Origin of the sequence: Paenibacillus sp. LjRoot56 (genome assembly GCF_964253335.1) — a bacterium.
Classification (GTDB): domain Bacteria; phylum Bacillota; class Bacilli; order Paenibacillales; family NBRC-103111; genus Paenibacillus_E; species Paenibacillus_E allorhizoplanae.
The window spans coordinates 591,300-615,572 of sequence record NZ_CAXURV020000004.1; the positions used below are offsets into that span (position 1 = coordinate 591,300).

General features: G+C 43.1%; 21 protein-coding genes. 2 read left to right on the forward strand and 19 right to left on the reverse strand.

Annotated features, from left to right (window positions below):
- Nucleotides 1-97: 97 nt before the first annotated feature.
- The 3 genes from ACSQ8O_RS28555 to ACSQ8O_RS28565 are packed head-to-tail and all read right to left on the reverse strand — an operon-like array spanning nt 98 to nt 4,076.
- Complete coding sequence (locus ACSQ8O_RS28555; RefSeq protein ID WP_436244444.1) at nt 98-1,483, reverse strand: ribonuclease H-like domain-containing protein; 1,386 nt, start codon at nt 1,481-1,483, stop codon at nt 98-100.
- On the reverse strand, nt 1,480-3,768 hold the full coding sequence (locus ACSQ8O_RS28560) for a DEAD/DEAH box helicase (protein WP_436244445.1): 2,289 nt from the start codon (nt 3,766-3,768) through the stop codon (nt 1,480-1,482). The genes ACSQ8O_RS28555 and ACSQ8O_RS28560 overlap by 4 nt, the downstream gene beginning before the upstream one ends.
- A 59-nt stretch (nt 3,769-3,827) precedes the next feature.
- The gene (locus ACSQ8O_RS28565; RefSeq protein WP_436244446.1) at nt 3,828-4,076 is read right to left on the reverse strand and encodes a hypothetical protein; all 249 of its coding nucleotides are present in this window, start codon (nt 4,074-4,076) and stop codon (nt 3,828-3,830) included.
- A gap of 121 nt (nt 4,077-4,197) precedes the next feature.
- Here ACSQ8O_RS28565 and ACSQ8O_RS28570 point away from each other — a divergent pair, with 121 nt between their 5' ends.
- Both ACSQ8O_RS28570 and ACSQ8O_RS28575 read left to right on the forward strand, forming a co-directional pair.
- On the forward strand, nt 4,198-4,806 hold the full coding sequence (locus ACSQ8O_RS28570) for a nitroreductase family protein (RefSeq protein ID WP_436244447.1): 609 nt from the start codon (nt 4,198-4,200) through the stop codon (nt 4,804-4,806).
- A gap of 91 nt (nt 4,807-4,897) precedes the next feature.
- The gene (locus ACSQ8O_RS28575) at nt 4,898-6,397 is read left to right on the forward strand and encodes a hypothetical protein (protein WP_436244448.1); all 1,500 of its coding nucleotides are present in this window, start codon (nt 4,898-4,900) and stop codon (nt 6,395-6,397) included.
- A gap of 56 nt (nt 6,398-6,453) precedes the next feature.
- On the opposite strand, the gene ACSQ8O_RS28580 is transcribed toward ACSQ8O_RS28575, so the two are convergent.
- The 16 genes from ACSQ8O_RS28580 to rnz form a co-directional block, all read right to left on the reverse strand.
- Nucleotides 6,454-7,017: a prepilin-type N-terminal cleavage/methylation domain-containing protein gene (locus ACSQ8O_RS28580; protein ID WP_436244449.1), complete on the reverse strand. Its 564-nt coding sequence runs from the start codon at nt 7,015-7,017 to the stop codon at nt 6,454-6,456.
- A complete protein-coding gene (locus ACSQ8O_RS28585; protein ID WP_436244450.1) occupies nt 7,014-7,445 on the reverse strand; it encodes a type IV pilus modification PilV family protein in 432 nt (143 codons plus the stop codon). Before ACSQ8O_RS28585 ends, ACSQ8O_RS28580 begins: the two co-directional genes overlap by 4 nt.
- Nucleotides 7,446-7,472: 27 nt before the next feature.
- Nucleotides 7,473-8,126, reverse strand: coding sequence for a stalk domain-containing protein (locus ACSQ8O_RS28590; RefSeq protein WP_436244451.1), 654 nt, complete (start codon nt 8,124-8,126; stop codon nt 7,473-7,475).
- 19 nt (nt 8,127-8,145) lie between these two features.
- Nucleotides 8,146-9,045, reverse strand: a complete 900-nt coding sequence (locus tag ACSQ8O_RS28595; protein ID WP_436244452.1) for a hypothetical protein — start codon at nt 9,043-9,045, stop codon at nt 8,146-8,148.
- 10 nt (nt 9,046-9,055) lie between these two features.
- The gene (locus tag ACSQ8O_RS28600) at nt 9,056-10,033 is read right to left on the reverse strand and encodes a hypothetical protein (protein ID WP_436244453.1); all 978 of its coding nucleotides are present in this window, start codon (nt 10,031-10,033) and stop codon (nt 9,056-9,058) included.
- Entirely contained in the window at nt 10,030-11,220 is a 1,191-nt protein-coding gene (gene pilM / locus ACSQ8O_RS28605; protein WP_436244454.1) for a type IV pilus biogenesis protein PilM, read from the reverse strand. The genes ACSQ8O_RS28600 and pilM overlap by 4 nt, the downstream gene beginning before the upstream one ends.
- A 54-nt stretch (nt 11,221-11,274) precedes the next feature.
- Nucleotides 11,275-12,060: a prepilin peptidase gene (locus ACSQ8O_RS28610; RefSeq protein ID WP_436244455.1), complete on the reverse strand. Its 786-nt coding sequence runs from the start codon at nt 12,058-12,060 to the stop codon at nt 11,275-11,277.
- A 104-nt stretch (nt 12,061-12,164) separates the two neighbouring features.
- Nucleotides 12,165-12,554, reverse strand: coding sequence for a type II secretion system protein (locus ACSQ8O_RS28615; RefSeq protein WP_056620935.1), 390 nt, complete (start codon nt 12,552-12,554; stop codon nt 12,165-12,167).
- Between the two features lie 38 nt (nt 12,555-12,592).
- Nucleotides 12,593-13,804, reverse strand: coding sequence for a type II secretion system F family protein (locus ACSQ8O_RS28620; protein ID WP_436244456.1), 1,212 nt, complete (start codon nt 13,802-13,804; stop codon nt 12,593-12,595).
- 29 nt (nt 13,805-13,833) lie between these two features.
- Nucleotides 13,834-14,868 carry a type IV pilus twitching motility protein PilT gene (locus ACSQ8O_RS28625; protein ID WP_436244970.1) on the reverse strand — a complete coding sequence of 345 codons (1,035 nt, stop codon included), beginning with the start codon at nt 14,866-14,868 and terminating at the stop codon, nt 13,834-13,836.
- Nucleotides 14,869-15,000: 132 nt separating this feature from the next.
- Entirely contained in the window at nt 15,001-16,665 is a 1,665-nt protein-coding gene (locus tag ACSQ8O_RS28630; protein WP_436244457.1) for a GspE/PulE family protein, read from the reverse strand.
- Nucleotides 16,666-16,875: 210 nt separating this feature from the next.
- Nucleotides 16,876-17,871 carry a metal-dependent hydrolase gene (locus tag ACSQ8O_RS28635; RefSeq protein ID WP_436244458.1) on the reverse strand — a complete coding sequence of 332 codons (996 nt, stop codon included), beginning with the start codon at nt 17,869-17,871 and terminating at the stop codon, nt 16,876-16,878.
- A gap of 33 nt (nt 17,872-17,904) precedes the next feature.
- Nucleotides 17,905-18,813, reverse strand: a complete 909-nt coding sequence (locus tag ACSQ8O_RS28640) for a lysophospholipid acyltransferase family protein (protein WP_436244459.1) — start codon at nt 18,811-18,813, stop codon at nt 17,905-17,907.
- Nucleotides 18,814-18,830: 17 nt separating this feature from the next.
- Entirely contained in the window at nt 18,831-19,604 is a 774-nt protein-coding gene (locus tag ACSQ8O_RS28645) for a GNAT family N-acetyltransferase (RefSeq protein ID WP_056620919.1), read from the reverse strand.
- A gap of 162 nt (nt 19,605-19,766) precedes the next feature.
- Nucleotides 19,767-23,015, reverse strand: a complete 3,249-nt coding sequence (locus ACSQ8O_RS28650; RefSeq protein WP_436244460.1) for a discoidin domain-containing protein — start codon at nt 23,013-23,015, stop codon at nt 19,767-19,769.
- Between the two features lie 303 nt (nt 23,016-23,318).
- Nucleotides 23,319-24,248 (reverse strand): ribonuclease Z, encoded by a 930-nt coding sequence (gene rnz / locus ACSQ8O_RS28655; protein ID WP_436244461.1) that lies wholly within the window; start codon nt 24,246-24,248, stop codon nt 23,319-23,321.
- Between the last annotated feature and the right edge of the window lie 25 nt (nt 24,249-24,273).

Here is a 24,273-nt window from a genome sequence, read left to right on the forward strand (position 1 = left end):
GAATCACTCCTTGCCATTTTTATACCTTGTATAACCAATTGACGAATTGCGTAAACGCGTACCCTAAGGAGAATGAATGAGATGTGATGACTAGTCTTTAAATTAAACCTTCGCTCACGTAAGTAGGTTTTGGTGCCTTTTTTCTTTTCGTCATTTCCATTTTATCCGAAGATGATGGATACGAATCTGATAGCGCTCGTAAACTCATCTCTTTCTTTCGCATTTTCTGCTGCAAACGTGCAAGCCGCTTTTCCCAAGCTTCTTCAATCTCGTTGATCTTGCGGTCACCTCGGTGAAGCGCGCGCCGGCGCCACAGCCTCGCCCACGCTTCCTCTGCATAAAAGACTGCTTGACCCAAGTCCTTTTCACGGTGTTCATAGTACATCGCAAGCTCTAAATACGGTTCTAGCTGTAACGAAATACTTGCAGGTTTAAGTAAAATAGCTTGCTTCCATAGCTCAATCGCACGGTTATATTGACCAATTTTCTTGTAGTAGGTTGCTAATTGAAGTAAGACAGTTTCTTGTTCAGCCGACTGGTTAGCAGTCGTGTTAGTCATTAGTTTCTCGAATAAAACATTGAGATACTGCTCCGCCTTGGCAGGCCTTGCCATTTTGTCAAGCCAGAGTCCTGTCCGAAAGAGTTCTTCCGAGTCAATGTTGGGAATGAGCTCGGGATCATTCTCATCTGGACACAGCAGATTACCAAAATGGACAGTCAACGCGGCCAATGTTACGATATCGTGCTCGTTATGAATAAATACACCTTGAAGGATTGCAGGGTCTTTCTCAGCCAAATATTGAAAATACAATGTTGGCGCCATTGACCCTGGCACATCATCTATGCGTTCAAAGCCTAGTCTGCTCTCCTCTACTTTGCTCAAACGACAGGAGGGCAGCGTATTACGCCACAGACTTCTTGAAGCATAAAGAAGATCGAGCTGAAGCAGCTTCGTGTCATCTAGTTTAAGACGATTCAGGACAAAGCGATTCTTCAGAATCGGCCAATCGAACGTACGGCCGTTATAAGAGACGATATGCGTGTATCGTCCTAACAGTTCTTGTAGGTACACCAGCATCGCATGCTCTTCCGCTGGGTTGCGTATCATGAGCTGTTCAACCGTGAACAGCTCACCTGTGTAGTAGCCGATGCCGACCATGAATGGCACGTTGCCAGCACCGACGCCGAGTCCAGTAGTCTCCGTATCGAAGAAGAGCAGCTCTTCGAGCCGGACGACGGCGTCTCCGTCGTGAAAGCAGGACAGCTGCGCAGCAACATCGGCGAGGTCACGCAGCCGATAGATGCCATGCACGCTGTCCGCGCCGTACTGGCGGCGCCGCATGATGAACGAGCCCGCGGGGCTCGTCGCAATATGGGCGCCGAGCTGCGCCCACTCGCCCCCTGCCTCCGGCGGGGGCGGGGGTGTTACCCCAGCCGCTGCGGGTCCCCGCAGGCGGCCGAGCCTTTCGCGGAGCCCGCTCATCGGGCACCGCCATCGAGCTCTGCGAGCAGCTCCAGCGCGAGCTTCTTGCCCAGCAGACCGACCTCTTCGATCGGTCCTACACAGGCCGGGCAGCCGCTGATGCAACCGCAGCTCTTGATCAGGTTGCGCGCCTGATCCATCAGCTGTCCGTGGACCTCGTACAGCCGATCACTAAGACCCACGCCGCCTGGGTAGCGGTCGTAGAAGAACACGGTCGGCAGCTTGCTGTGCAGCGCCTTCACTTGCGGAACGACTCGGATATCCATCGGGTCGCACATCAAATACAGCGGCGCTAGATGCGCCAGGACATTGGCAATGCCAAGCAGCGCATGCTGCATGTCATTCGCCGATCGTCCTGCCGACATCGCTTCATCGAAAGTAAACCAATAGGAGCTCGTATGCAGCTCCTCTTCTGGCAATCGGATCGGCCCTGAGCCGATATTCTCATGCGTACGCAGACGGATTTTCTTGAAAATCGTTGGTTGTGCATTCACAGTCACCTCACCTAATTGACGAAGTAGACCGCCAACGCGTCCCTCCCGATTCACGTGCAATACCTTGAGCTGTACAGCCATACTCGCATCCGTGAAGTAGTCTACATTAACTTGCCTCACGAATGCTTTCTTCTCTTCATAATCCAACTTTTCAACTTGGAATTGTATGCCTTCATGGATATAAATAGCCTCTTCATGAATCAAGGTTGGCGCACTGAAACGATCACATTCCCCAATCACGCGATGACCATTGGTCATATCAATTATGATGAAGTTCTCTTGCGCCGCAGAGCGCAATGAAATGTTATGCGCAGGGAACGACTGCTCCATCCAATACCAACGATCATTGACTTGGTGCAGAACCTGCTCCTCAGTCAAATACTCAAGCACATCGGTGAGTGACTCCTCACCGAACTTCTCATTCGCTTCGAAAGGCAGCTCATAGGCCGCACACTTCACATGATCCACGAGAATGATCAGATTATCTGGATGAATACGCGCCTGCTCCGGCGGACGCTCGAAGAAATAGCGCGGATTCTGGATCAAATATTGATCCAGCGGATTACTGCTCGCGACGAGAATCGTCAACGAGGTTTCCTGCCGCCGCCCGGCACGCCCGGACTGCTGCCAAGTGCTGGCTATCGTGCCGGGATAGCCATTGAGCACGCACGCTTGCAGCTGGCCAATATCGATGCCCAGCTCCAGTGCGTTCGTGCTCACAACGCCGCGGATTTCCCCGCTGCGTAAGCCTCTTTCAATCTCCCTGCGCAGCTTCGGGAGATACCCACCGCGATAGCCGCGGATCGACTTGCTGCCCAGCTCGTGACTCACGAGCTCTTGTAAATAGGTCAGCAAGATCTCCACACGCACGCGGCTACGGGCAAACACAATCGTCTGGATCCCACTTCGCAGCAACTTGCCTGCTAGCGTACGTGTTTCCAAGACGGAGCTTTTACGTATCCCTAACTGTTGATTCACAACAGGCGGGTTATAGAATACGAAGTGCTTCTCTCCTGCTGGCGCACCATTATTATCAATCAACGCAACGGTTTCACCGATAAGTCGCTCAGCGTGTTCCTTAGGGTTATCTATCGTAGCCGAAGCACATATAAATTGCGGATTGGAACCATAGAAGCGGCAAATTCGTTTCAGCCTGCGTATCACATTCGCGACATGACTCCCGAATACACCCCGATAGGAATGCACTTCATCAATCACAATGTAGTTTAAATTCTCGAACAGCTTCACCCATTTGGTATGATGCGGCAAAATCGCAGAATGCAGCATATCTGGGTTCGTGACAACAATATGTCCAGCGTTTCGTATCGCTTGTCGAACTGTAGGTGGTGTATCACCGTCATACGTATGCGTCTTAATATCTACGTCCATAAATTCAATCATTTCTTGCAGCTCTGCGACCTGATCTTGTGCCAGTGCTTTAGTAGGGAATAAATAGAGCGCTCGCGAAGCGTCGTTCTCCAAAATCTTCTGAAGGACAGGCAGATTGTAGCAAAGCGTCTTCCCCGACGCAGTCGGAGTCACAGTAACAACGTGATTGCCAGCAGTCACTTGGCGAAACGATTCCGCCTGATGCGTATATAATTGCCCGATGTTTTTATGTCGAAGCGCAACACAAATACCCTCATGCAACCCTTCTGGAAAATCAGCCAGTTTCGGATCTCGTGGGGGTATCGTGTGCCAATATGTGACTTGCTGCATGATTTCAGGCGATTTGCGCAGCCCGTCAATCATCTCTATCATTGAAGAAACCTTACCTGTGAAAGGATTCATAAACCGAATCTCCTTACCCATTTCGTTTCTTCCATTTTACAGAATATACGTTCGTATGTCTACATCAAATCAGCTGAATCATCATAATCGTATCGTAGGCCATCATGGTCACTAGTGATCTGAGCATTGACCGACAGCGCTTGGTTGGCACTCTCTTGCATTTTGAACAAAACTTCTTGATAGTCTCTCGAACGGTGCTCTTCTCGATCATGTTTCATGGCAGTTCTTAAAGCTCTCTCAATAATAATGACATCATGACTCGTGAAATTCACGGCTTCTCGCACCTCTTCTTGGTCCATCATGTTCATAACAATTAGCTTTGCCAAATTGCGCCAATGACATACAAGTCAATGAAAAATTGAGAAATTCGTAAACAAGCTCATAATAAGGTAAAATTAGGATGAAATCCACAATAAGGAGGAATAACTAATGTCCACATCACTACCCAATGAAATTGAAGCTCATCGTCAACCGGATCATGAAATTAATCCACAGTTTCTTGAGCGTTGGTCCCCTCGTTCCTTCACGAACCAAGAAGTATCGGAAGAAGTACTGTTAAGTCTATTTGAAGCAGCACGTTGGGCACCATCGGGAAGTAATAATCAGCCTTGGCGTTTCATCGTTGCCCGTACACCTGAGCAACTTGCTAAATTCCATACGTTTATTAATCCGTTTAACCTTGTGTGGAGTGAGAAAGCTCCCGTACTTACACTTGTTATTTCACACACCAAAAGTCCAAGAGGAACAGACAATCCTAGCCATGCATTCGATGCAGGCACTGCGTGGGGATATTTAGCGCTTGAAGCGAATAATCAAGGGTTAATCACTCATGCGATGGGTGGTTTCGAACGTGAACAAGCACGCGAAGCACTCCAAATTCCTGCTGACTACGAACTTCATGCAGTTATTGCCATCGGATACCGTGGTCCTGCAGATGCACTTCCTGAAAAGCTGCAAGAACGCGAAGTTCCATCTGGCAGACTCCCGATAAACGAAACCATATTCGCAGGTGAGTTTGGCCAAAATTTGTCGAAGTGAATAGAGCTAGTATAGTACTTCAGTACTATACTAGCCTTTTTTTATTCGATATAATAGGGAATATGTAATCCAGAAGAAAGGAGAGTTCATCATGAAATTTCTTATTCCACTCCAGAGTGAAAGAGGAAATGTACTTACCTACGTACTTCTTATTCTCCTTGTTTTGATGATCGTAACACCTGTTATTCTTGCTTCGTCTTCAACGAATCAACTTGCCAATAGCCAAACTGACTATGAGAAAAAGGCTACTGATCTAGCCGTTAGTGGCATGGAATCATTTATTACCTATTTGAAGAGTTACGATACCTATGGAAACGGGATGGACCGCAGAACGTACTTCAATATGTACGGCGGTGGTTCGGGAACGCAAGGATTAGGTTGGGTCGCACGAAACATTACAACTCCTGAGGGCATTGTAACGACTTACGAGCAATATGTAGAAGTGGCAGCCACCAATACTAGAATCAATGGCCCCGTTACAGCTGACAATGTATATAATGTTTTTTTCAAAGCTACCGTCAATAATGCGCATAGCAAATTAATCAAATTTCAAATATCTGCGTTTAACGCAATCGTAGTAACAACACCAACACCTAGCCCTACCCCCAATACATCGACCCACATTGAACCGGGGCAAACCGTGCCTATTCCAGCGGGAGTTGGTGTCTTGTACGGGAATAGTTCCAATGTTAACGCTGGGAAAAACACAACTCTTTCACCAGCAATTACCAGCTATATGTCCAGTATCAAGTCTAGCGTATCATCTGCCATTGACGACTATTTGGATGTGACAAAGACACCCGGTCTAATCACCTGTACATCGTGCAGCATAAGTCAAGTAAAGTCGAGTATTAATGCAAGTTCAGCCAATCCTGTTGTTATCTATGTGCCAGGTACATTAAATGTCTCCAGCACTGAAACGCTTGGTTCGAGTACAAAGCCAGTCATTCTAATAGCTGATAATTATTCACTTAATAATGCAAATCTAGAAGTGTATGGTAGTCTAATAGCAAACCAAACTGCGTCTAATCCATCTACAACGGGAAAAATTACTGGAAGTAATCAACTTGATATAACAATTAAGAGCGGTAATGGCGGCACCTATGGCAACTTGTGGAGCGAAAGCAGCTTTATTACAGGCACGCAAACTACATTGAAAATTGATAATAACATCTATGCTGGAAGTATGACACTTAGCAATGGAGGTAACATAACAACTAAACAAATGACAATCGATGACACATTTACAATTGAAACCCAAACCACCTTAAATATCTCAAATGGCAATCTAGCTTCTGGAAATATTTACGTTAAAAATAATGCCGAGTTTAAAGTGTCTTCTGGAGATATCTTTGTATCAGGAGATTTTACCTCTGGGACTCAAATAAACCTTACGACAGGGGGCATTATTGCAGTTGCAGGGAAAATTGACTTTGCAAATAATAAAACAATTACAACCGGAACATCCAATCCGCCTGTAACTTCCTTACAATTAAGTGGGACTTCACCCGCTACACCTACACCAACGCCAACTTCGTCATCAGCAGTAACTGCAACCCCACCACCTGATTGGAATCCTATTAGAAAATAAAATAAGCCCAAATGCTAAGATCAAGTTCCCCTTGGCATTTGGGCTTATTTTACAGTTTAATATTGAAGCAGTTTAAACCCTGTTTCTCTCTTCACATTGTAATTCTCAAACCCTCCGAACAACTTTGAACGCTGAAACGTAAATGTCATAACCACCCTGAATGCTGAACCACCGATCAAATTCCCCGAAATTGTTGTAGTCCCTATAGTAGGTAAATACTGTAACCCAGTAACATGAGAGGTTAGAACTCTTTGATTCGTATAGATTCCAGGAGTTGCTAAAGTTACACTGTCTTGAATAGTCGTAGAATTAAAGTCATACATCGATAAAGTTTTGGCAACAGCATCATAGTATAGCGATTTGACTTTTTTAGTGCCCGATACATAAGTTACATAACGAAAGTCATTCGTCGCTGCATAAGCTTGATTTGAATCACTGATTTCTTTTGCAATCGTATCCATCGTTTTTCGAATCTCTGCATCAACATTGTATTTCTCTCCACTTGATTTGGATTGAAGGCTTGTCGAGGAAAGCAGCATAAGGACTACTCCCAACAATACAGTGCTAATGGTTAGCGTAGCTAATACCTCAATTAAAGTTAGACCGCGTTCATTCTTCAATTCGTCGACCCCCAGTAAACCGTAACCGTCAAAATACGTGGAACTAGCGTAGCCGGAGTTGTACTAACATCTCGGAATAAGACGATACTTTGAAGTGAAACTAATTTCCTGTTTGTAAACAAAGTCGGCGAGAAAGGGGGAGTTTGTAGGCTGGATTGTTGAACATATAATCCATAAGGTAATGCTGGATCTAATGCGGGATTAAGATCTCCCCAATTTTGCACAACGGGTACGGCAGCAGTGTAAGTGCTCCTATATTCATTTAACTTCTGCTCCGCTAAATGCAAGGCATTCACGCGTAAATCATCATTTTTATTTGACATCATAGAAAAGGAAGAAATATTAAGAAACATTAATATGACAAGACTTAAAACTACTGTCGCAGCCAGCACTTCCAGTAAGGTAAGCCCTCTTTCATTTCTTAGCATTTGCATCCCTTCTCTCTTCCATCAGCTTCATTTTTTTATAGTCTTGTCAATAAGTTCATAGTGATACGACTCTGATAATTTCGTTGTTAAATCCTTGTTCAAAAGTTCTGCATTCTTACTGTATATCGTCCAAGCCAGCATATAGTCATCCGTATTCTTCTTCTCCCAGCCGGTTTGCAATAGAATGATGGCAGCTTTCATTTTGTCGATGGTTTGGGACATCGTGAGATCATCTATGTCTTTCGCGATTTTGCTGATTTCTGCATAACGATCAACGATACTTCTCAGATCGTTAAAATCCGTGTTTTTAAACATAGGAATTAAATCTTTGGTGATTTGATTATTTCGAATAGCCACATATTGATACATTTTTTTTTGCGAAGCTGTGAAAAGCTCATTTCTATTATCATGGATAAAATCAAGTGCTACGTTCTTGTTATCACCATCCCAACCAACCTGTGCGCCTAACATTTCGGATAAACTTCGTAAAGGCACGTAAACCGATCCCTCGTACAAAATCGAATCTTTCGTGAGAGTAGTTGGTTGACCGTTAATTGTTACATTTATTCTTTGGAAGAAAACCTCAACGTTTCGAAATTGATCTTCCGCCCATGCCGAACCGCTCATCGTGAATAAGCCAATGATTCCAATTGAAAGAATCAGTTTGTACTTCCTAATCATTCAATTATCCCCTTTTACATTAATTAGTTGGCTTAGATACTTGTAATTGCTGGAGTTGTTTAAAAAACTCTTCATCTGATTGAACTGGATTCGTTCGCTTACTTGGTTCATTTACTGGTAAAGAAGGTAGCTCTTTTAGTTTCCCTACAAAAGATGGCGCATAATAAAAGGAGCATTCCAAAGTAACTAGAAGTTTCGACGCTTGCTCCTCTGTATGATTTGGTATTGTGATGCTCACTGCCGGAAGTACATTCGAAATGTCTGTTTGCTCTGTTTGACTGCTTTTTACTGAAGCTGTTTGCCAGTTCCATTTTTGAATCATAATAAAACGCTCACTATGTTGAACCTTATTCATAAAGTCAATGATTTGTGGATACGTACCCGATGCTTGAATTGTAAATGATTCTTCCATAATAACCGTTTGAGCCTGATTCTGCTGATTAGCACCTGTTGTAGGACTCGCTGAAGGCACCGCTTGTTGAACGCCGTTCGAGTTTGTCGTATAGCCTTGTGTGATGTTCGCTTGCCCCTTCGCATTTATTAAACTATCTGCTGAGCTGCTCGCTGGCTCTTGGTCACCGAATTTGATAGAAAGAATCGATAACCCGACTTGCTGCTCTAGCTCTCTGATACCAAGCAATAAACGCGGTAACTCTTCTTTCGTTGGTACTTGATACAGGACTTGTTGAATTTCATTCTCTTCCACTTTTTTGGGAATAGGACGCTGCAGAATTCGTTTTTTTTCTTGCTCAACTTTACTTAGTTGCATTTGAAGTGTTAAATGCTGCTTCGAAGATGGAAGCACATCTCGAACTACGATATATCCATTGATCAAGCAGCCTACAATAATTACGAGAAACAAAATGGTTGCCGGGGATCTCAATCGACCTATGAGATGATTCCTTTGTTCTTTATTCATAAGCCCCCCCTTATTTGCTATTAACAGGATTTTTCAGTGTAATTTCAATAACTACTTCATATACGTTATATTTTTGTGCTGTTGCAGCTGGGTTTGCGGTAGAAGGAGTTTTGGCTTCAGCTTCTGTAGTTTTTTCAGACTGCATTTTCATTTCGCTTAGCGTTTTACGCGCATCCTCAAAATCCGCATCGGTTAAGGCTGAAGTATCATTCTGGTCAATTTGCGTATTTGTTTCATCATTAAATTTTTTATCTGGCAGTTTTAAACCGTATTCTTGTTTCGCAATTTGCTGATTAATTGTCCATTTGAGTTCGTTTAGAAGCTTATCTCCTTCATTACCGCCTTCAGTAAGCGTGTCTTCAAAGACTTTTTTTATATTTTTATCTGTTTGTACCGATGTAGCTTGTGTATTTGAAGTTACTGGACTTGGTGAACTCGCAACAGCTGTACTAAACGTTTTTTCCGTTTTAACCGCCGTTAGAATCGAAATGGAATTAAACAGTGATGAACTTTGCAGCAAAGAGATGTAATCAGCTACTGATGATAAAGCTGCGAACTCAGTCTTCAAACTTACGATAACCGGAGTAACTTGAGATACGGCAGAATTTGCTCCATTATTTTGTTCTTTGTTCTCATTCTTAGGGATTTCCACAGACAAAATCCGCCCAGTTGCCGGGAGCTTCGTGGAGATCGTCTCTAAAACAGGAATCCAATCGATTCGTTTATTTTTTAATATATCAATTTCGGCTTGTAAGTTTTGAAAGTTAATTGATTGTTCATCCAATTGGCGCTGCTTGGTTAAAGATTGAATCGAAGCATTCGTTAATACGATTTGATTCTCAACGTTTTGCATATTGCTATTAAAGTAGTGACCTACATACAGAAGTGATGATGAAAGGATTATAGAAAATGATATAGATGCCACCAAAAGGGGTAAAAATATTCGTTTAGATCTGGGTGCCTTAGGCAGCAGATTTATATTTTTCATGATTCAGCCCCCCTTAGAGCTAAACCTAAAGTAACAGCATACATGGAAACATCATCTTTAAAAGTCGAATTACGACTAAAATAATTGGCAGATTGAAACAATTGTACTGGAATCGGCAGCCGCTCGTTCAAAAATGATACGATTTCAGGCATTCTGCTCAAATCACCTGAGATGACTACACCTGCAAATTCTTGATTCCGATTGTTTAACGTATAGCGATAAAAATTCATCAATCTTTCAAGCTCATGTGCCAAATCATTACAATGATTTCGAAAATCAGCATCGCCGTCCAAAAACTCTGAGAAGAGCTGATCTGCATTCGTTTTGACATCTACATTTCCCTGCGGTTTTGCAGCGAAGATGAGCGGAATACTACGAGTAATCTTGAGATCCTCACCATGAAAAATACTAAGATCACCAGCAGTCTCGTTCAAATCAACGATCAAGAAGGTGTCTTTTAACTTAGTCAACGATGTGCTTTGCAGCAACCGAAATAAAGAAAGTGCTTTAATCTCAATACTCGTTAGCTTAATCCCTGCGGAATCCAAAACTTCAAGATATTGATCCATTATTTCTTTTGGTGCCGCAACCAGCATAACATCGCATTGCATAGCTGTATCTGCTTTGGATTCTTCCTCTTGGAAATCATCAAACAACCCTTTGCCCCCGCCTAGTTCCTCTTTACCAGCAGCAGCTTCCAAGAAAAATTCCTTTCCTGTAGGAGCTTCAGCTTCTTTTTTAAACTTTTTTACAGTTTTTCTTTTTTTATGTACAATCCCATTCATTTTCACAAAATCATAAAGCGGATTCTCGAATGGTAAATGTATATTGTGTTTGATTTCAAAATCGACTAGCTTAGCCAAATCCTTTTCTGGGATATCAGGCAGCTTTAAAAACCTTACCATCACAAGTTGGCTAGGAAAAACCAAATGTATATGCTTTGGTTTCGAATCTAATCGTGTCATCATGGTTTGCAACGTTTGTATCAAGCGAAGCGGTTCCTTAATTCTACCTTCTTCCATCACAAGTGGTGGAAGCTCCTCTGTTACATTCATCTGTATCAACGGTTCATTATTTTTTCTTAGCAATACTTTGCTCATTTTTATGGTTGCATCAGAAATTTCAATTCCCAAGGAAGTTTGTCCTGGTTTCAGCGCTTTTATAAAATTAAATGATGATGTTAGCATATCCGGACTCACTCCTTTGATGAATTTCTGAGATGTATGCATCGTTATGAACGCTTAATTGAAATGAATCCAGCTTAAGTACCAGTTAATTACGGGCTCTCCCCAAAAGTAACTTATGAAGGCACCCGCAGCTATGAAAGGACCAAATGGAATACCTTGATCTTCTCGCGACGATTTCACGCGCATTTGTACAAGTCCATACATAGTTCCTAATAAACTAGCAGCAAAGAGTGTAAATAAAGTTAATTTGATTCCAGCTATGAGACCAATATATGCGAATAATTTGATATCACCGCCGCCCATACCTTCTTTTTTCAGTATGAAGATGGATGAAAGTGCGATCAGATAAAGTAATCCTCCGCCAACGAAAAATGCTGCTACGTAGTTCCAAAAAGGTAAAGGATGTATCCAAATGCGAAGGAGGAAAGCAACACCCATGCCTGAGAAAACAACTACATCAGGGATGATTCTATATCTACTATCCGCAATTGAACAAATCATTAAGATTGAAACAAAAACAAGTCCGACGATCAGTTCTAATGAAGGTCCAATCTGCCAAGTAGTGATGGCAAACGCAACTGCAGTTAGGAGTTCACCTATGGGATAAATAGGAGAAATTTTAGCTCTGCAATACCTGCAAGCTCCTCGTAATCCTAAATAGCTAAGTACAGGAATCAGATCTAGAGCCTTAAGTTCATGATTGCAGTGAACACAATGTGAGGGTGGATAGGCGATGGATTCTTTTTTTACAACCCTGATACCTACTACGTTAAAAAAGCTTCCAAATACAAGTCCGAATAGTGCAGCTGTGATTGTGTAAAGGAGAGTTAGTGTGTCCATAGTAGCTCCATTCGGGAAAGATTGAAGGATTCAATAAAGGTAACTCGTGAGAGTTACCTTTATTGGGTGTTGTACCAAAAAGTTATTGACTTAAAAATAGTGTATTAATCTGCTGCTGTTGCAGTCCAGCCTGTTGCTGCTGTGTAAGCTACGGTGACTGCTGCATACGCTGTCCCTGCATTGGAGCCTGATTGTTTAACAGGAGCTACTTTTAAATAATTAGCTGTTACAAGAGTCCCAATTGTCACAGAGGTTCCAGCACTTGTTCCAGCTGGATTAGTATCTGTCAAATAACGAATAGCAGTATCTTTTAACAATTCTACCGATTGTGCGTCTGCATTTACTTTTGAATTATTAATAATTCCCCCAATAGCCGGAACCGCAATCGCAGCAACTACCCCCAAAATTACTATAACAGCCAACAACTCGACAAGCGTTAACCCTTTTTGATTTTTAAGCAGTCTAAGCTTTGTGTTCATCATTTTTTTAAACATAGTACCCTCTCCTTCGAATAATAAAATTAATCATATATTTAATGAATACCACCCATCAGCTTAAACGTTGGGAGCATAACTGCTAATACGATGCCTCCAACAATTCCTGAGAGTAGTAATATCATTAGTGGTTCTAATAGCGATTTCAATCGATCAGCCATTGTATCAACATCCGCCTCGTAGAAATCAGCTACCTTTTCCAACATACTATCCAGAGCACCTGTCTTCTCACCAATCGCTAGCATTTGAACAACCATTGGCGGAAATAGCCATGAATCTTTGAACGGATCTGCGAGCGCTCTTCCGCTCCTGAGACCTTCTCGTGATTCCAAGATCAGCTTCCCAATGACTTCATTGCCAACTACATTTGAAACGATCGTCATGGCTTGAAGCATTGGAATTGCCGCTGCGTACAATGAACTGAAGGTTCGACTAAAGCGTGCGATGGATTGTTTATGCGCCAATTTGCCAAAGACGGGAATCTTGAGCCTAAAATAATCCCAGTAATAATTCCCTTTCTTCGAACGCTTCATTGCTTGAATGATAAAACTTGGCGCGAGCACGAAGATTGGCATAAAGAACCAATAAGATTTCAGAAGATCGCTCATTTTGATGACGATCCTTGTTGGTAGCGGCAACTCCAATCCCATTGACTTGAAATTCTCCACATATCTTGGAATTACGAATGTCATCATAAGCGTGACGACTGCTATCGTAACTACACCCATAATGATCGGATAGATCATAGCAGACTTTACTTTTTCCTTGGTGTAATGCTCTTTCTCGTAAAATACAGCTAAGCGATCCAACATATCGTCTAAGTTCCCGCTTGCCTCTCCAGCTCGGATCATGTTGACGAAAACGGTGGAAAATACAGATGGGAACTGAGCGGATGCTACTGAAAGCTGCGTACCTCTCTGCATATCCTCGGCAACTTCCTTCAGAATCTTCTTAAATACTTTGCTCTCTGTTTGCTCGCTTAAGATGCGAACAGATTCGACCATATTGACACCAGATTTATATAACGTTGAAAGTTGTCGACAGAACACGGTGAAGTGCTCCATTTTGACCTTCGGGCCACCGAAAGTAATTTCTCGATGCAAGATGCTCTTACCTTGGTCAAAGCAATCAAGAATCCATAGCCCTTTTCCCTTCAACTCATCCGTTGCCGATTGAAATGAAGCAGCTTCGAGCACCCCTTTATAGTAATGACCATGATTGTCAACAGCTTGATACCTGAACTTAGGCACTCGAGCTCGCCTCCTTACTTACAGCTCACTTATTGGAGCTCTGCGAAACCAAATAGCGCTTCTTTCGCCGTATCCACAGTGATTATGCGCTGCTGAAGCAGCTCGCGAAGCGCCATTTCCATGGTCTGCATGCCTTGAGCTTTGCCAGTTTGCATCACAGATCGGATCTGGTGCACCTTCTCCGAACGAATAAGATTCGCTACCGCTGGCGTATTAACCAACACTTCAATCGCAGCTACACGTCCGCTGCCATTTGTGATTGGTAAAAGCCTCTGCGCCAGTACGCCCAACATAACGGATGCGAGTTGTACGCGTACTTGTTGCTGCGCTTCCGATGGAAATACATCAATGATTCTGTCAATTGTTTGAGGAGCATCCGCCGTATGTAAAGTTCCAAAAACCAAATGACCCGTTTCAGCAGCAGTAATGGCAATACTAATCGTTTCCAAATCACGCATTTCACCCACCAGAATAATGTCTGGATCTTGTCGTAGTGCTGCCCGAAGTCCAGAAGAAAACGAATGGGTATCCACGCCGATCTCCCTTTGATTGACAATACAAGATTTATGCGGGTGCACAAACTCAATAGGGTCTTCCAGCGTGATGATGTGATCATTTCTAGTACGATTGATAAAATCTAAGATGGCAGCTAATGTCGTTGATTTTCCGCTACCAGTAGGTCCTGTGACGAGCACGAGACCTTGTGGCTTTTTGGCAAAATCTTGTGCGATCGATGGTAAACCTAGCACTTCCATTGCCGGTATTTTAGTAGGAATAAGACGAATCGTCAGACTAACGTTTCCTTTTTGTTTGTAGACATTGACCCTGAATCTGGAAACATCAGCAATACCATAAGATAGATCTAAATCCCCTTTTTCTAAAAAGGATTCATACTGTTCAGTCGTCATCAATTCTTTCGCCATCTCTAACGTTGTAGAAGGGATCAGAATTTGATCGTTCACTGGCTTAAGTACGCCATGAATACGAAACATAGCTGGTGAATTAACGGTAATATGTATATCAGAAGCTTTTCGATCATGAGCAAGCTTCATCAACTCAATCATGGCCACAAGAATCCCCCCCAACCCGTGTACATAGGTATATTTACTCATATATACATAGTACTATAGAACTGTAAGTAAAGTGTTAGGAATATTATTCGACATAATTTTTATGGATTAAGCAAAAAAAAATATTCAACCATTACCTGTAACACGGAACACTTCCGCTAATGTCGTTTGACCGGTGATCACTTTGCTAATACCATCTTTAATCATCGGTACCAATCCATGTTCAGTTGCGTAATTCAGATACTCGTTATCTGAACGTTTTTGCAAAATCATAGTTCGAAGTGTATTATCAATTGCCAAAATTTCATGAATCGCAAGTCGTCCCTTGTATCCACTTCTCCCGCATTCTCCGCACCCATTACCTCTACGCAGTACCTCAACTGTATATCCATGGCCTTCTAGCAACATTTTTTCTTCTTGAGAAGGGACATAGGAAGTTGAACAGCCTGGACAAATTTTACGTACAAGTCGCTGTGCAATAATGCAATTTACCGCGGATGAAATCAGGAAAGGCTCAACTCCCATATCAATTAAACGAGTAATCGAATTCGCAGCGCTGTTTGTATGCAGTGTACTGAGCACGAGATGTCCGGTCATGGCTGCGCGAATTGCAATCTCGGCTGTCTCTACATCCCTGATTTCTCCAACCATGACGATGTTAGGATCTTGCCGCAGAATTGTACGCAGTCCTTTCGCGAATGTCAGCCCAGTAACCGAATTAACCTGTACCTGATTAATACCTTGAAGTTGATATTCCACGGGATCTTCAACGGTGATAATGTTAACTTCCTCATTATTCAATTTAGATAATGCGGAGTATAGGGTAGTTGTTTTCCCGCTGCCAGTCGGTCCTGTAATAAGTACTACGCCATGAGCATTGTTAATTCCTTTTTGAAATAACATAAGGTTGTGCTCAGAGAGTCCTAATTTCTCAATTTCGGTGAGCGTGCTTCCCAGATCGAGAATTCGCATGACAACTTTCTCTCCATGAATCGTAGGAAGCGAGGAGATTCGGATATCTACTTTACGGAATTCAATATCCATCTCAACGCGACCATCTTGCGGCAATCTTCTTTCTGCCACGTTCATATTGGCCATGATCTTGACCCTAGCAATAATGACACTCTGCATGTGAGGAGGAAGTGTCCTCTCCGTGCGCATGACCCCATCCACGCGATAGCGAATACGCAAACTATCTTCCTGCGGATCTATGTGAATGTCGCTCGCTCCAATTTGGATCGCTTGAATAATGATTTGATTAACCGTCTTAACGACTGGTGAATCCTCATCTTCCACGACAGGCTTCGCTTCTTCCGATTCACGAATTGTTAAGTTCTGCATGATCTGCTCAACAGATTCCTGCAGTCCATAATAACGCTTAATCGCCCGTTGGAGTTCATCTTTCGAAGCAATCGTAGGCTCAATACGGAAACCAGTCGTCATACGAAGCTCATCAATCGCAAAATAATCTAACGGGTCAGCCATTGCCAAAATAAGTTTATTGCCTTCAGTCCGAATGGGTAAAACCTGATGTTGTTCAGCAAGCCGCTGTGGGATAATATTAATAATTTTGGTTTCGATTTTTTGACGGTAAAGCTGGATATGCGGAATACCCAATTGGAACTCAAGAACTTCAATTAATTGCTGTTCTGTGATGTAGTTACGGGTGATCAGCACGTCGCCGAGCCTCATATTCAGCTCTTTTTGCTCTCTGAGGGCATTTTTCAATTGTTCTTCCGAGATCAGGCCAGATTCAACCAGAAGATCTCCGATTCTTTTACGAGGAGCCATAACTCCGTTCACCCCCATCGATTTCAAAAAAAAAGGCCAGTTGCTTAATTCGCACCTGACTCATTTGCGCCAATGATAAGAGGCCAACCTATTATTAGAGGCGTAAAATGGATATATTCTTTTATTTAAACATAACGTGAAATCTTTGGTCAATGTAAGTTTCATCCAAATCCCGAAATCCTCGCAATCACAGAGTAAGTCACAACATGATCACACATATGGCGGATCCCAAGCTTTTTTGTCCATACCAATCCGATCACTCACAACATTCATTTCCCGATCTAGATGTACATCAACGCCGAAGCTCAGCTTTCGTTTGTGCCAGAATCGCATATCGCGCCACTGTACTTCATATCCACCATTCTTTTCTTTCCAACTCACATAAATATGCTGAGCAAATTGCAGAAATGCACGAACGCCATCTGTCCCCATCGATGCTTTCACGATTGGATGGGATTGCTGTTTATTGTAATCTTTCTTACTATACTGCTCTAGGACTTTCACCTGACCATGGCGAAGCTCACCTAAATAAAAGCTGGTATCACTTTCAAAAACAAACTGCCAATAAAACCAACTTAAACTCGGTACAAGATGACATACACCTGTAGGAATTTTCAACTCGCTATGCACAAGCTTAATGAGCTTATTTCTTTGCGATTTTTGGAACCACACATACAGAAGCGATGCAGCGAAAATAAGTGCAAACATCTCCCCAATATGACTTCCGGCCATTCCTCCCCATAACGCAAACCACAGGATTACACCCGCAGCATGAAGCGTGAACAAGAATGGATCATACAAACACAGCGTATCCAGATGTACCCATTTTTTTGTAAAAGGCCGTAAGCATTGTACGCCATAAACATTCAGAGCATCCAGCCCCACATGGCATAGAACAGCAAGAAACGTCCATAGGAATAGATGAAAGAAATTCTCCCAAACACCGAAAACAGCCGCGAGCGGTACACTTATCAACAGAGGCCAGATCAATAAAGCTGGTATTGAATGTGTCACACCTCGATGTATACGAACATAACTCGCATACCCCCGTAATCGGGCAAATGCATCTAAATCCGGCGCATGGGATCCAATCAACGTTCCAGCGAGAATGGCATGACTTAATGCGGGTTGCTGCGTAACCACCGTTTCTAAACAAGCTAATCCTGCGAGGCTAACCCCAAACAATAAGTGGCTTGCAGTATCCATTTATCGATTCCCCCGTCCTTATGTCCATTATGCTTACTGAAGACCGTTTTCCCAACGTTCATGAACGTTAAACCAGTAGAACCAAGAAGCAGGCTGCTCCCGGATAACCCTCTCCACGAAGCTATTTAAAATCAGATTGGTTTCAACCCTTGCAGCTCGGACACAACTAGTGTCGCAGGCGTGAACAAAAAGAGGTTCACCCACCACAAGCCGGTGCTTGAAGCCATAAGAACGGAATCCATAGAAGGGTACGATAGGAATTTGCAGCTCAAGTGCCAACATAGCCGTACCTTCAGGAGTACGCGTCACCCTGCCGAATAGCTTTGACAACGGAAAAGAAGGCCGCCAGAAATCGCCAAGCAAGAAAACGACACCTCCGGATTGTAAATGTCTCTTTAAGCTGCGATACAATTCCAGTGCGGGAACACTGTCATAATCTAAACCTTTACAACCTAACGCCGCGAACCTGTCATATAAGGGCTTGAGTTCAGGGCTCCCCGCTGAGGCTACAGTAAGACAATCGAACCTTCTTGAGAAATACCAATAGTAATTAAAAAAATTACCTACATGCGGTGTGTAAATAATAAACCCTTTCCCACTGGCTAACTCCTGCGCGGCCTGCAAATGCTCCTCACCTTGCAACTTGAATTTATACGTGGGTAATCGATCCGTTTGGAAACAAATTTCGAACAGTGAAAATACAACATTTCGCAGATAATTTCTTGTAAGTGATCTGACTTTCCGTTCCGACATCGGCCCTAAAACATCTGCCAGATTATGCTTCACATTCTTTAGAAACTCGTTTCGTGAAACGAGATACCATATGGAAGCTACTCCCCAACAAAAGAACGATAATATCCACAATGGAACAATGGGTAACATACGCACCAGAAGACTTCGTTCTCCTTCACCTGAGGTTAGCTTTGCGATCCATTCATACAAGGCAAGCCCACCTCATTTCACTCCGTGTGTAGAAAATGACGTTTATATCGACGCGCCACTTTATCTTTTTGTAAGATGATAAAAAAATCAACCGTCCCAAATAGCTCATCGTACGCAGGATCCCCACCAATTTCAGCTCCAAGCCATTGATAGCCTTTCATCAATGGCGGTAGTTTGCGAAACATGTCTTTCTCATTACAAGTGAGATCAATCTGCGTGAGACCAGAAATCCGATGTGTTTCAAGAGGTTCTATCCCAAATCGATCCGTTAGCACCTGTTTATGCTTCAGCATCGTATAAATTTCATTTAAATCCTCAATCGTTGAAAAGTGTACACTTGCACAGCCTATTAAATGAGTGAAATTGCGCTCACTAATATAACTCGCAATCCCTTCCCACAACATTTGTATAGCCCTTCCGCCGCGATAAGCTGGAGCAATACAACTGCGACCCAATTCCAAAGATTGTTGTCTTAGTTCTGACATAGCGCTTAAATTAAATTCGGTTTCGGAATAAAATCCAATCCCCTCGCTTGCCCGATCACCAGGCAGAAGTCGATAAGTACCGATCACTTGATCGGTTTCAAGGTCTTTAACAATCAAGTGATCACAATACGGATCATAAGCATCACATTCAAGCTTTTGTTCATTCATCAAACGTAAATTCTTCTCTTCCTCCACAAATATTTGATATCGCAGTTGCATGGCTTGCTCAATTTCTTGTTGATGTTTGGCAAGTTTCACGATCAGCTTTGCAGGTTGTGGCGCCGTCAATAGAGGTACTCCATTCATTTTTCCTCACGCCCCTCGACTAGAGTTTACAACTCCAGATTACCAAAGCTTTATTTTCTGCTGATTTGCTGGTTGTGAAGTTTTTGTAAGCATCCTGATATTTGCTGAGAAAAATGAAAAAAACACAACCCACCCGAAGGCGAATTGTGTTTATAGGAATCATCAATTGATATATTGCAAATAAATTAATAACCGTTTCAACATGACAGCTGCTTGCGCGCGAGTCGCGAAGGCATTGGGATTAAGTTGTGTCTCAGTGACGCCTTGTATTAACCCTGTTTGCAGGGTAAACGCCATTGCTTGCCTAGCCCAGTTGTCGATCGCATGTTGATCTATAAATGGATTAAGAACTGTATCTTGTTCGTAGTTTACTTGCTGGCTACCTGTGATTTGAATCGTTCTATTGATCATGGCAGCCATCTGCTCACGTGTCACCTGCAATAGCGGTCGAAAAGTCCCATCTTCAAAACCCTCAATTAAACCTGCTTTAGCCGCTGTGTTGACCATTTGCGAATACCAGTCATTGTCCTTAATATCCTGAAAACCAGAGATCCCAGGATCTGATTCGTTTACTTCTATACCAAGGGCACGGATGAGCAATGTAGCAAATTCAGCACGAGATATTTCCTTCTCGGGTTCGAAATGTTGTTCATCTACCCCAGAGATGATCCTTTTGGAAGCAAGTTTTTCTACATCTTCTCGTGCCCAATGCGTCCTCATATCTTCAAAATGTTTATCTTTCTGAATGATGGTGTATAACCCACCATATTGGTCTTTAATGACCATCTTCCATGCACCATCGCTACCAGTTAAGATAGACGGAACGAAGGCTATTTCTCCTGTTTCCACATTTAATCGTACAGCGGTCACATTGGTTGTGTAAGAAGTACCAGGAAGAGTGATTGATCTCTCCACTTGCATGTTTGCATAATGACGAATCGGAATGCCGCCTGCTTGGATTTCAAACCCGATTGGATTGGTCAGCAGCAAAGCAGTTTGTTCGGAAGTTGCTTTATCTTTCAGTGTTTTTGCTAGTTGACTTGCTTCATGTCGGATAATCACTGAGAATAGTCCATTCGAACGTTCAGCTTCACTTACATGATTTTTGAAAAGAAGCAATGGAATTGTAAACTGAATGGCATTCATATCCAGTTGAATACTTCCATTCATATCCTGTAAATCATTCCATACGCTGGATGCAAATTCGACGACTGTCGTATCGTGATCATCTTGAATTTGTAATAGCAAAGATGAAGCCGAACCCTCATTTATTGCGTTGAAAGCATCCCGTAACTCACCATCATCGGCATGGAATTTGGAGAGCATCCTGCCGTCAGGTGCCGCTTCACGGACACGCTGACTCGAAATTAGAAGTGCCTGAGAATCTGTTGACTTCGTAACTCCTGTTAACGTGTAAGTTACGCTGGGTCCTGAAGAGGACCAATTATCCGCTTCATCTCCCGCTTCCACTTTAAAACTCATGTTTATGCCTGCAGCTAAGCCTGATAATTGCTTCGTAAGCTCACTTCCGCTCACCGTAGTTAGCAATTCCGAATCTTTATATATCCGGTAGGAAGTGACCCCAACGTTGTCTGTTGCTGCCGACCAGGTTAATGTGACAGAAGAACCCGAACTTGGTGTAACCGTTACATTGGCACCATAGTTCCAGGTAGGAGCTAGTATGTCTTTGAATCCTACCGTGACATAAATCGTTGTCGAGATACCATTATAAGTCGCTGTAATGATTGCACTACCTGCACTTACTGCTGTGATATAGCCGTAACTACTTACGGTAACGACAGATGAATTTGAACTTGTGAAGCTCGTATTCGAGGTTACGTCAGTGATATTATACTGCGGATCGTAAGCGTTGATTGTAAGATACTGTGTCCCATTTATCTCCAAGTAAACTGTACTTTCATCTGCTTCAATCCGACTAACGGTAGTTGTCACATTCACACTCGCTGATGCTGTGAAACTACCATAAAATGCTGTAATCGTCGTAACGCCAGGCGAGATACCAGTCACCATGCCACTTGAATTTACACTTGCCACTGCTGGATTTGAACTCGTGAAGGTCAGGCCAGTTGTCAACGTTTGTGTGCTGCTGTCATTTTTATAACCAATCACATAGGGAGACCGTGTTGAGCCAGATTGAAGTGAATATGAATAGGAGTCGAATGCAATACGATTCAAATTCGTCAAATTTGTTGATACCGTAATATTGGCTGAAGTCGATTGGCCATTATAGGTTACCGTTAAAGTTGTTGAGCCAGCAGCAACTCCCGTGATAACGCCATTCGCATTGACTGTTGCCACAGCTGTATTCGCGATTCTGTAGGTCGCTCCAGATTGGATAGTGAATGTATTGCCATTCCCATAAACCCCTGTTAAGTAACTGGCTATCGTTCCAGTTGGTTGCAGGTTATACCCTTCCTCATCCAAATACACACGAGTTAGCGTTTGTGCATTAGGATTATTATTCAAACCACCATCAGGACCATATATTTGAAACTCTGCAAGACTAGCATACCCTCCTGAAGCGACACGCGTAGTTGTTAATCGAAAGTATCGTGCCGTGACATTCCCTTCATCCACATAACGCGGATCTCCCGCCTGCATATTCCCTGTTCGATCGGTAAAGGTATACCAGATGATGCCATCGATTGAAAAATCAATTTTGTAACCATATATATCCTGTATATTGGCATACGTCGTCTCAAAACGCTGCACATTGCGCAGTTGCCCGAGATCCACAACCAGCCATTGCGGTAATGATGGGCTACTTGGCGCCCAACTAGTTAACAATTGACCATCCACAGCCTTATCAGAGCCCCAAGAACCAGAGAAACTTGATAATGCAGCCGTAGTCTTATTTTGTGACAGAAGCGTCTGAGCCTCACTCGTTGAATATACGCGAAAATCAAATACACTGGCTTGATCTCCTGGTGAGCCAACGCCTACTACTTGTAATCTGACGAATCTTGCTAGAACATCCCCACTGTCAGTATAAAAAGGGAAATTTATTGCTGTATTCGCTGAACGATCCGCAAAAATGCTCCAATTGATGCCATCGATCGAGGATTCAATCTTGTAAGCATATGAGCTATTCACATGTTCAAATACAGTTTCAACACGTGAAACATGTACATTTTGCGTAAGGTCTACTGTTAGCCATTGTGGAAGTTGCGAATTACTAGCTAACCATTTGGTATGAATGAAACCGTCCACTGCTTGACTTGCACTATATGTAGCTCCTGTAACGGATGACGCCACAGCAGATTTCCCCTGAGAAACTGGTATTTCAGAGGCATAGGTATCTCTTGATAGACATAAAATCCCAATAATGACACAAATAGAAATGAGTAAGGCAAAATGGTATACAGTCACTCTGTAAACCGGATACGTCATGTCCACCCCCCAGTTATTAAGCGTTTACAACTATTTTATCAGAAGCCCTATCATTCCGTATAGGGCTTCTGATCTAATCTTCAAACTATTCTGAATCTTTGTACGACTTTCTAATTTCCTTAATCATAATGAAAAAGATCGAGGATATAAAGATAGAAAGCAGCACTTCACCAAGTGTAATTTCCATACCTTCACCTCGATTTCCGTTGGTTTTGTTTAGTGTATGAGGTGAACATAGGAAATTGACGTTAGGATACAAAAATAAGCTTCTCCCATTCGTAATTAATGGGAGAAGCTTATTTTTTACACTTTGCGTGGTATATCAAAGCTCCAGAAATCCCTTGCTAAGTGACTATTCGCGTGAATTTGTTGTGCCTGGTGAAGCAGTTCATTTACGCTTTCCCCTTGATACCGCGAACTAAGATGCGTCATGATCAGCGCATTCGCACCAGCCTCCTGTGCAGTCCGCGCGGCATCTGTCGAAGTCGCATGATCGAAAGCGTAGGCTAGCTCCTGCTTATCCATGGCGAAGGTCGCTTCATGAACGAGAACATCGGCATCTCTTGCCAACTTTTTAGCTCCCTCACAGTAGCGTGTATCTCCTAAAATGACGACCACACGACCAGGAACTGGGGCACCTAAGAAATCTTGCCCATGTATAGTCCGGCCATCCTCAAGCTGTACCGTGTGTCCTAGTTTCAGTTGGCCATAGATCGGACCTGGTGGTACTCCGAGTTCCTTAAGCTTTTCATTTAAAAGCTTGCCAGGTTGATCCTTCTCCACGATTCGGAATCCAAAACATTCAATACGATGCTCTAAGCGAGCCGTTTTCACAAGAAAGCTTTCGTCTTCGAAAATAATCCCCTCTTCATCAAGCTCTACAAGATGAAGTGTATAACTCAGATGAGCCCCGCTGACTTCCAGCGCAGTTTCAACGAATTGCTTAAGCCCCCGCGGACCATATAAGGTCAATGGTGTATCTCCACCCAAATAAGAGCGACTCGTCAATATTCCTGGGAGCCCATATAGATGATCACCATGCAAATGCGTGATGAAAATTTTCTCCGTTCGTCCCAACTTCACCGGAGAGTTCAGAATCTGCTGCTGCGTCCCCTCTCCGCAATCAACAAGCCAATATGTTCCCCGTTCGTCTAATAAATTCAAGGCAATTGAGGTTACATTTCGCTGCTTGGAGGGCATACCTGCCCCCGTTCCTAGAAAATACAAGTCCACAAGCCAAACCCCATTCTATCTCAAT

What these genes read in the sequence shown, in the direction of transcription:
- ACSQ8O_RS28555 (WP_436244444.1), bottom strand. Translation starts at nt 1,483, where the DNA reads ATGAGCGGGCTCCGCGAAAGGCTCGGCCGCCTGCGGGGACCCGCAGCG.
- ACSQ8O_RS28570 (WP_436244447.1), top strand. Translation starts at nt 4,198, where the DNA reads ATGTCCACATCACTACCCAATGAAATTGAAGCTCATCGTCAACCGGAT.
- ACSQ8O_RS28615 (WP_056620935.1), bottom strand. Translation starts at nt 12,554, where the DNA reads ATGTTTAAAAAAATGATGAACACAAAGCTTAGACTGCTTAAAAATCAA.
- ACSQ8O_RS28565 (WP_436244446.1), bottom strand. Translation starts at nt 4,076, where the DNA reads ATGAACATGATGGACCAAGAAGAGGTGCGAGAAGCCGTGAATTTCACG.
- ACSQ8O_RS28575 (WP_436244448.1), top strand. Translation starts at nt 4,898, where the DNA reads ATGAAATTTCTTATTCCACTCCAGAGTGAAAGAGGAAATGTACTTACC.
- ACSQ8O_RS28560 (WP_436244445.1), bottom strand. Translation starts at nt 3,768, where the DNA reads ATGAATCCTTTCACAGGTAAGGTTTCTTCAATGATAGAGATGATTGAC.
- ACSQ8O_RS28600 (WP_436244453.1), bottom strand. Translation starts at nt 10,033, where the DNA reads ATGAAAAATATAAATCTGCTGCCTAAGGCACCCAGATCTAAACGAATA.
- ACSQ8O_RS28590 (WP_436244451.1), bottom strand. Translation starts at nt 8,126, where the DNA reads ATGATTAGGAAGTACAAACTGATTCTTTCAATTGGAATCATTGGCTTA.
- ACSQ8O_RS28595 (WP_436244452.1), bottom strand. Translation starts at nt 9,045, where the DNA reads ATGAATAAAGAACAAAGGAATCATCTCATAGGTCGATTGAGATCCCCG.
- ACSQ8O_RS28645 (WP_056620919.1), bottom strand. Translation starts at nt 19,604, where the DNA reads ATGAATGGAGTACCTCTATTGACGGCGCCACAACCTGCAAAGCTGATC.
- ACSQ8O_RS28625 (WP_436244970.1), bottom strand. Translation starts at nt 14,868, where the DNA reads ATGATTGAGTTGATGAAGCTTGCTCATGATCGAAAAGCTTCTGATATA.
- ACSQ8O_RS28610 (WP_436244455.1), bottom strand. Translation starts at nt 12,060, where the DNA reads ATGGACACACTAACTCTCCTTTACACAATCACAGCTGCACTATTCGGA.
- ACSQ8O_RS28585 (WP_436244450.1), bottom strand. Translation starts at nt 7,445, where the DNA reads ATGCTAAGAAATGAAAGAGGGCTTACCTTACTGGAAGTGCTGGCTGCG.
- ACSQ8O_RS28635 (WP_436244458.1), bottom strand. Translation starts at nt 17,871, where the DNA reads ATGGATACTGCAAGCCACTTATTGTTTGGGGTTAGCCTCGCAGGATTA.
- ACSQ8O_RS28630 (WP_436244457.1), bottom strand. Translation starts at nt 16,665, where the DNA reads ATGGCTCCTCGTAAAAGAATCGGAGATCTTCTGGTTGAATCTGGCCTG.
- ACSQ8O_RS28650 (WP_436244460.1), bottom strand. Translation starts at nt 23,015, where the DNA reads ATGACGTATCCGGTTTACAGAGTGACTGTATACCATTTTGCCTTACTC.
- pilM (WP_436244454.1), bottom strand. Translation starts at nt 11,220, where the DNA reads ATGCTAACATCATCATTTAATTTTATAAAAGCGCTGAAACCAGGACAA.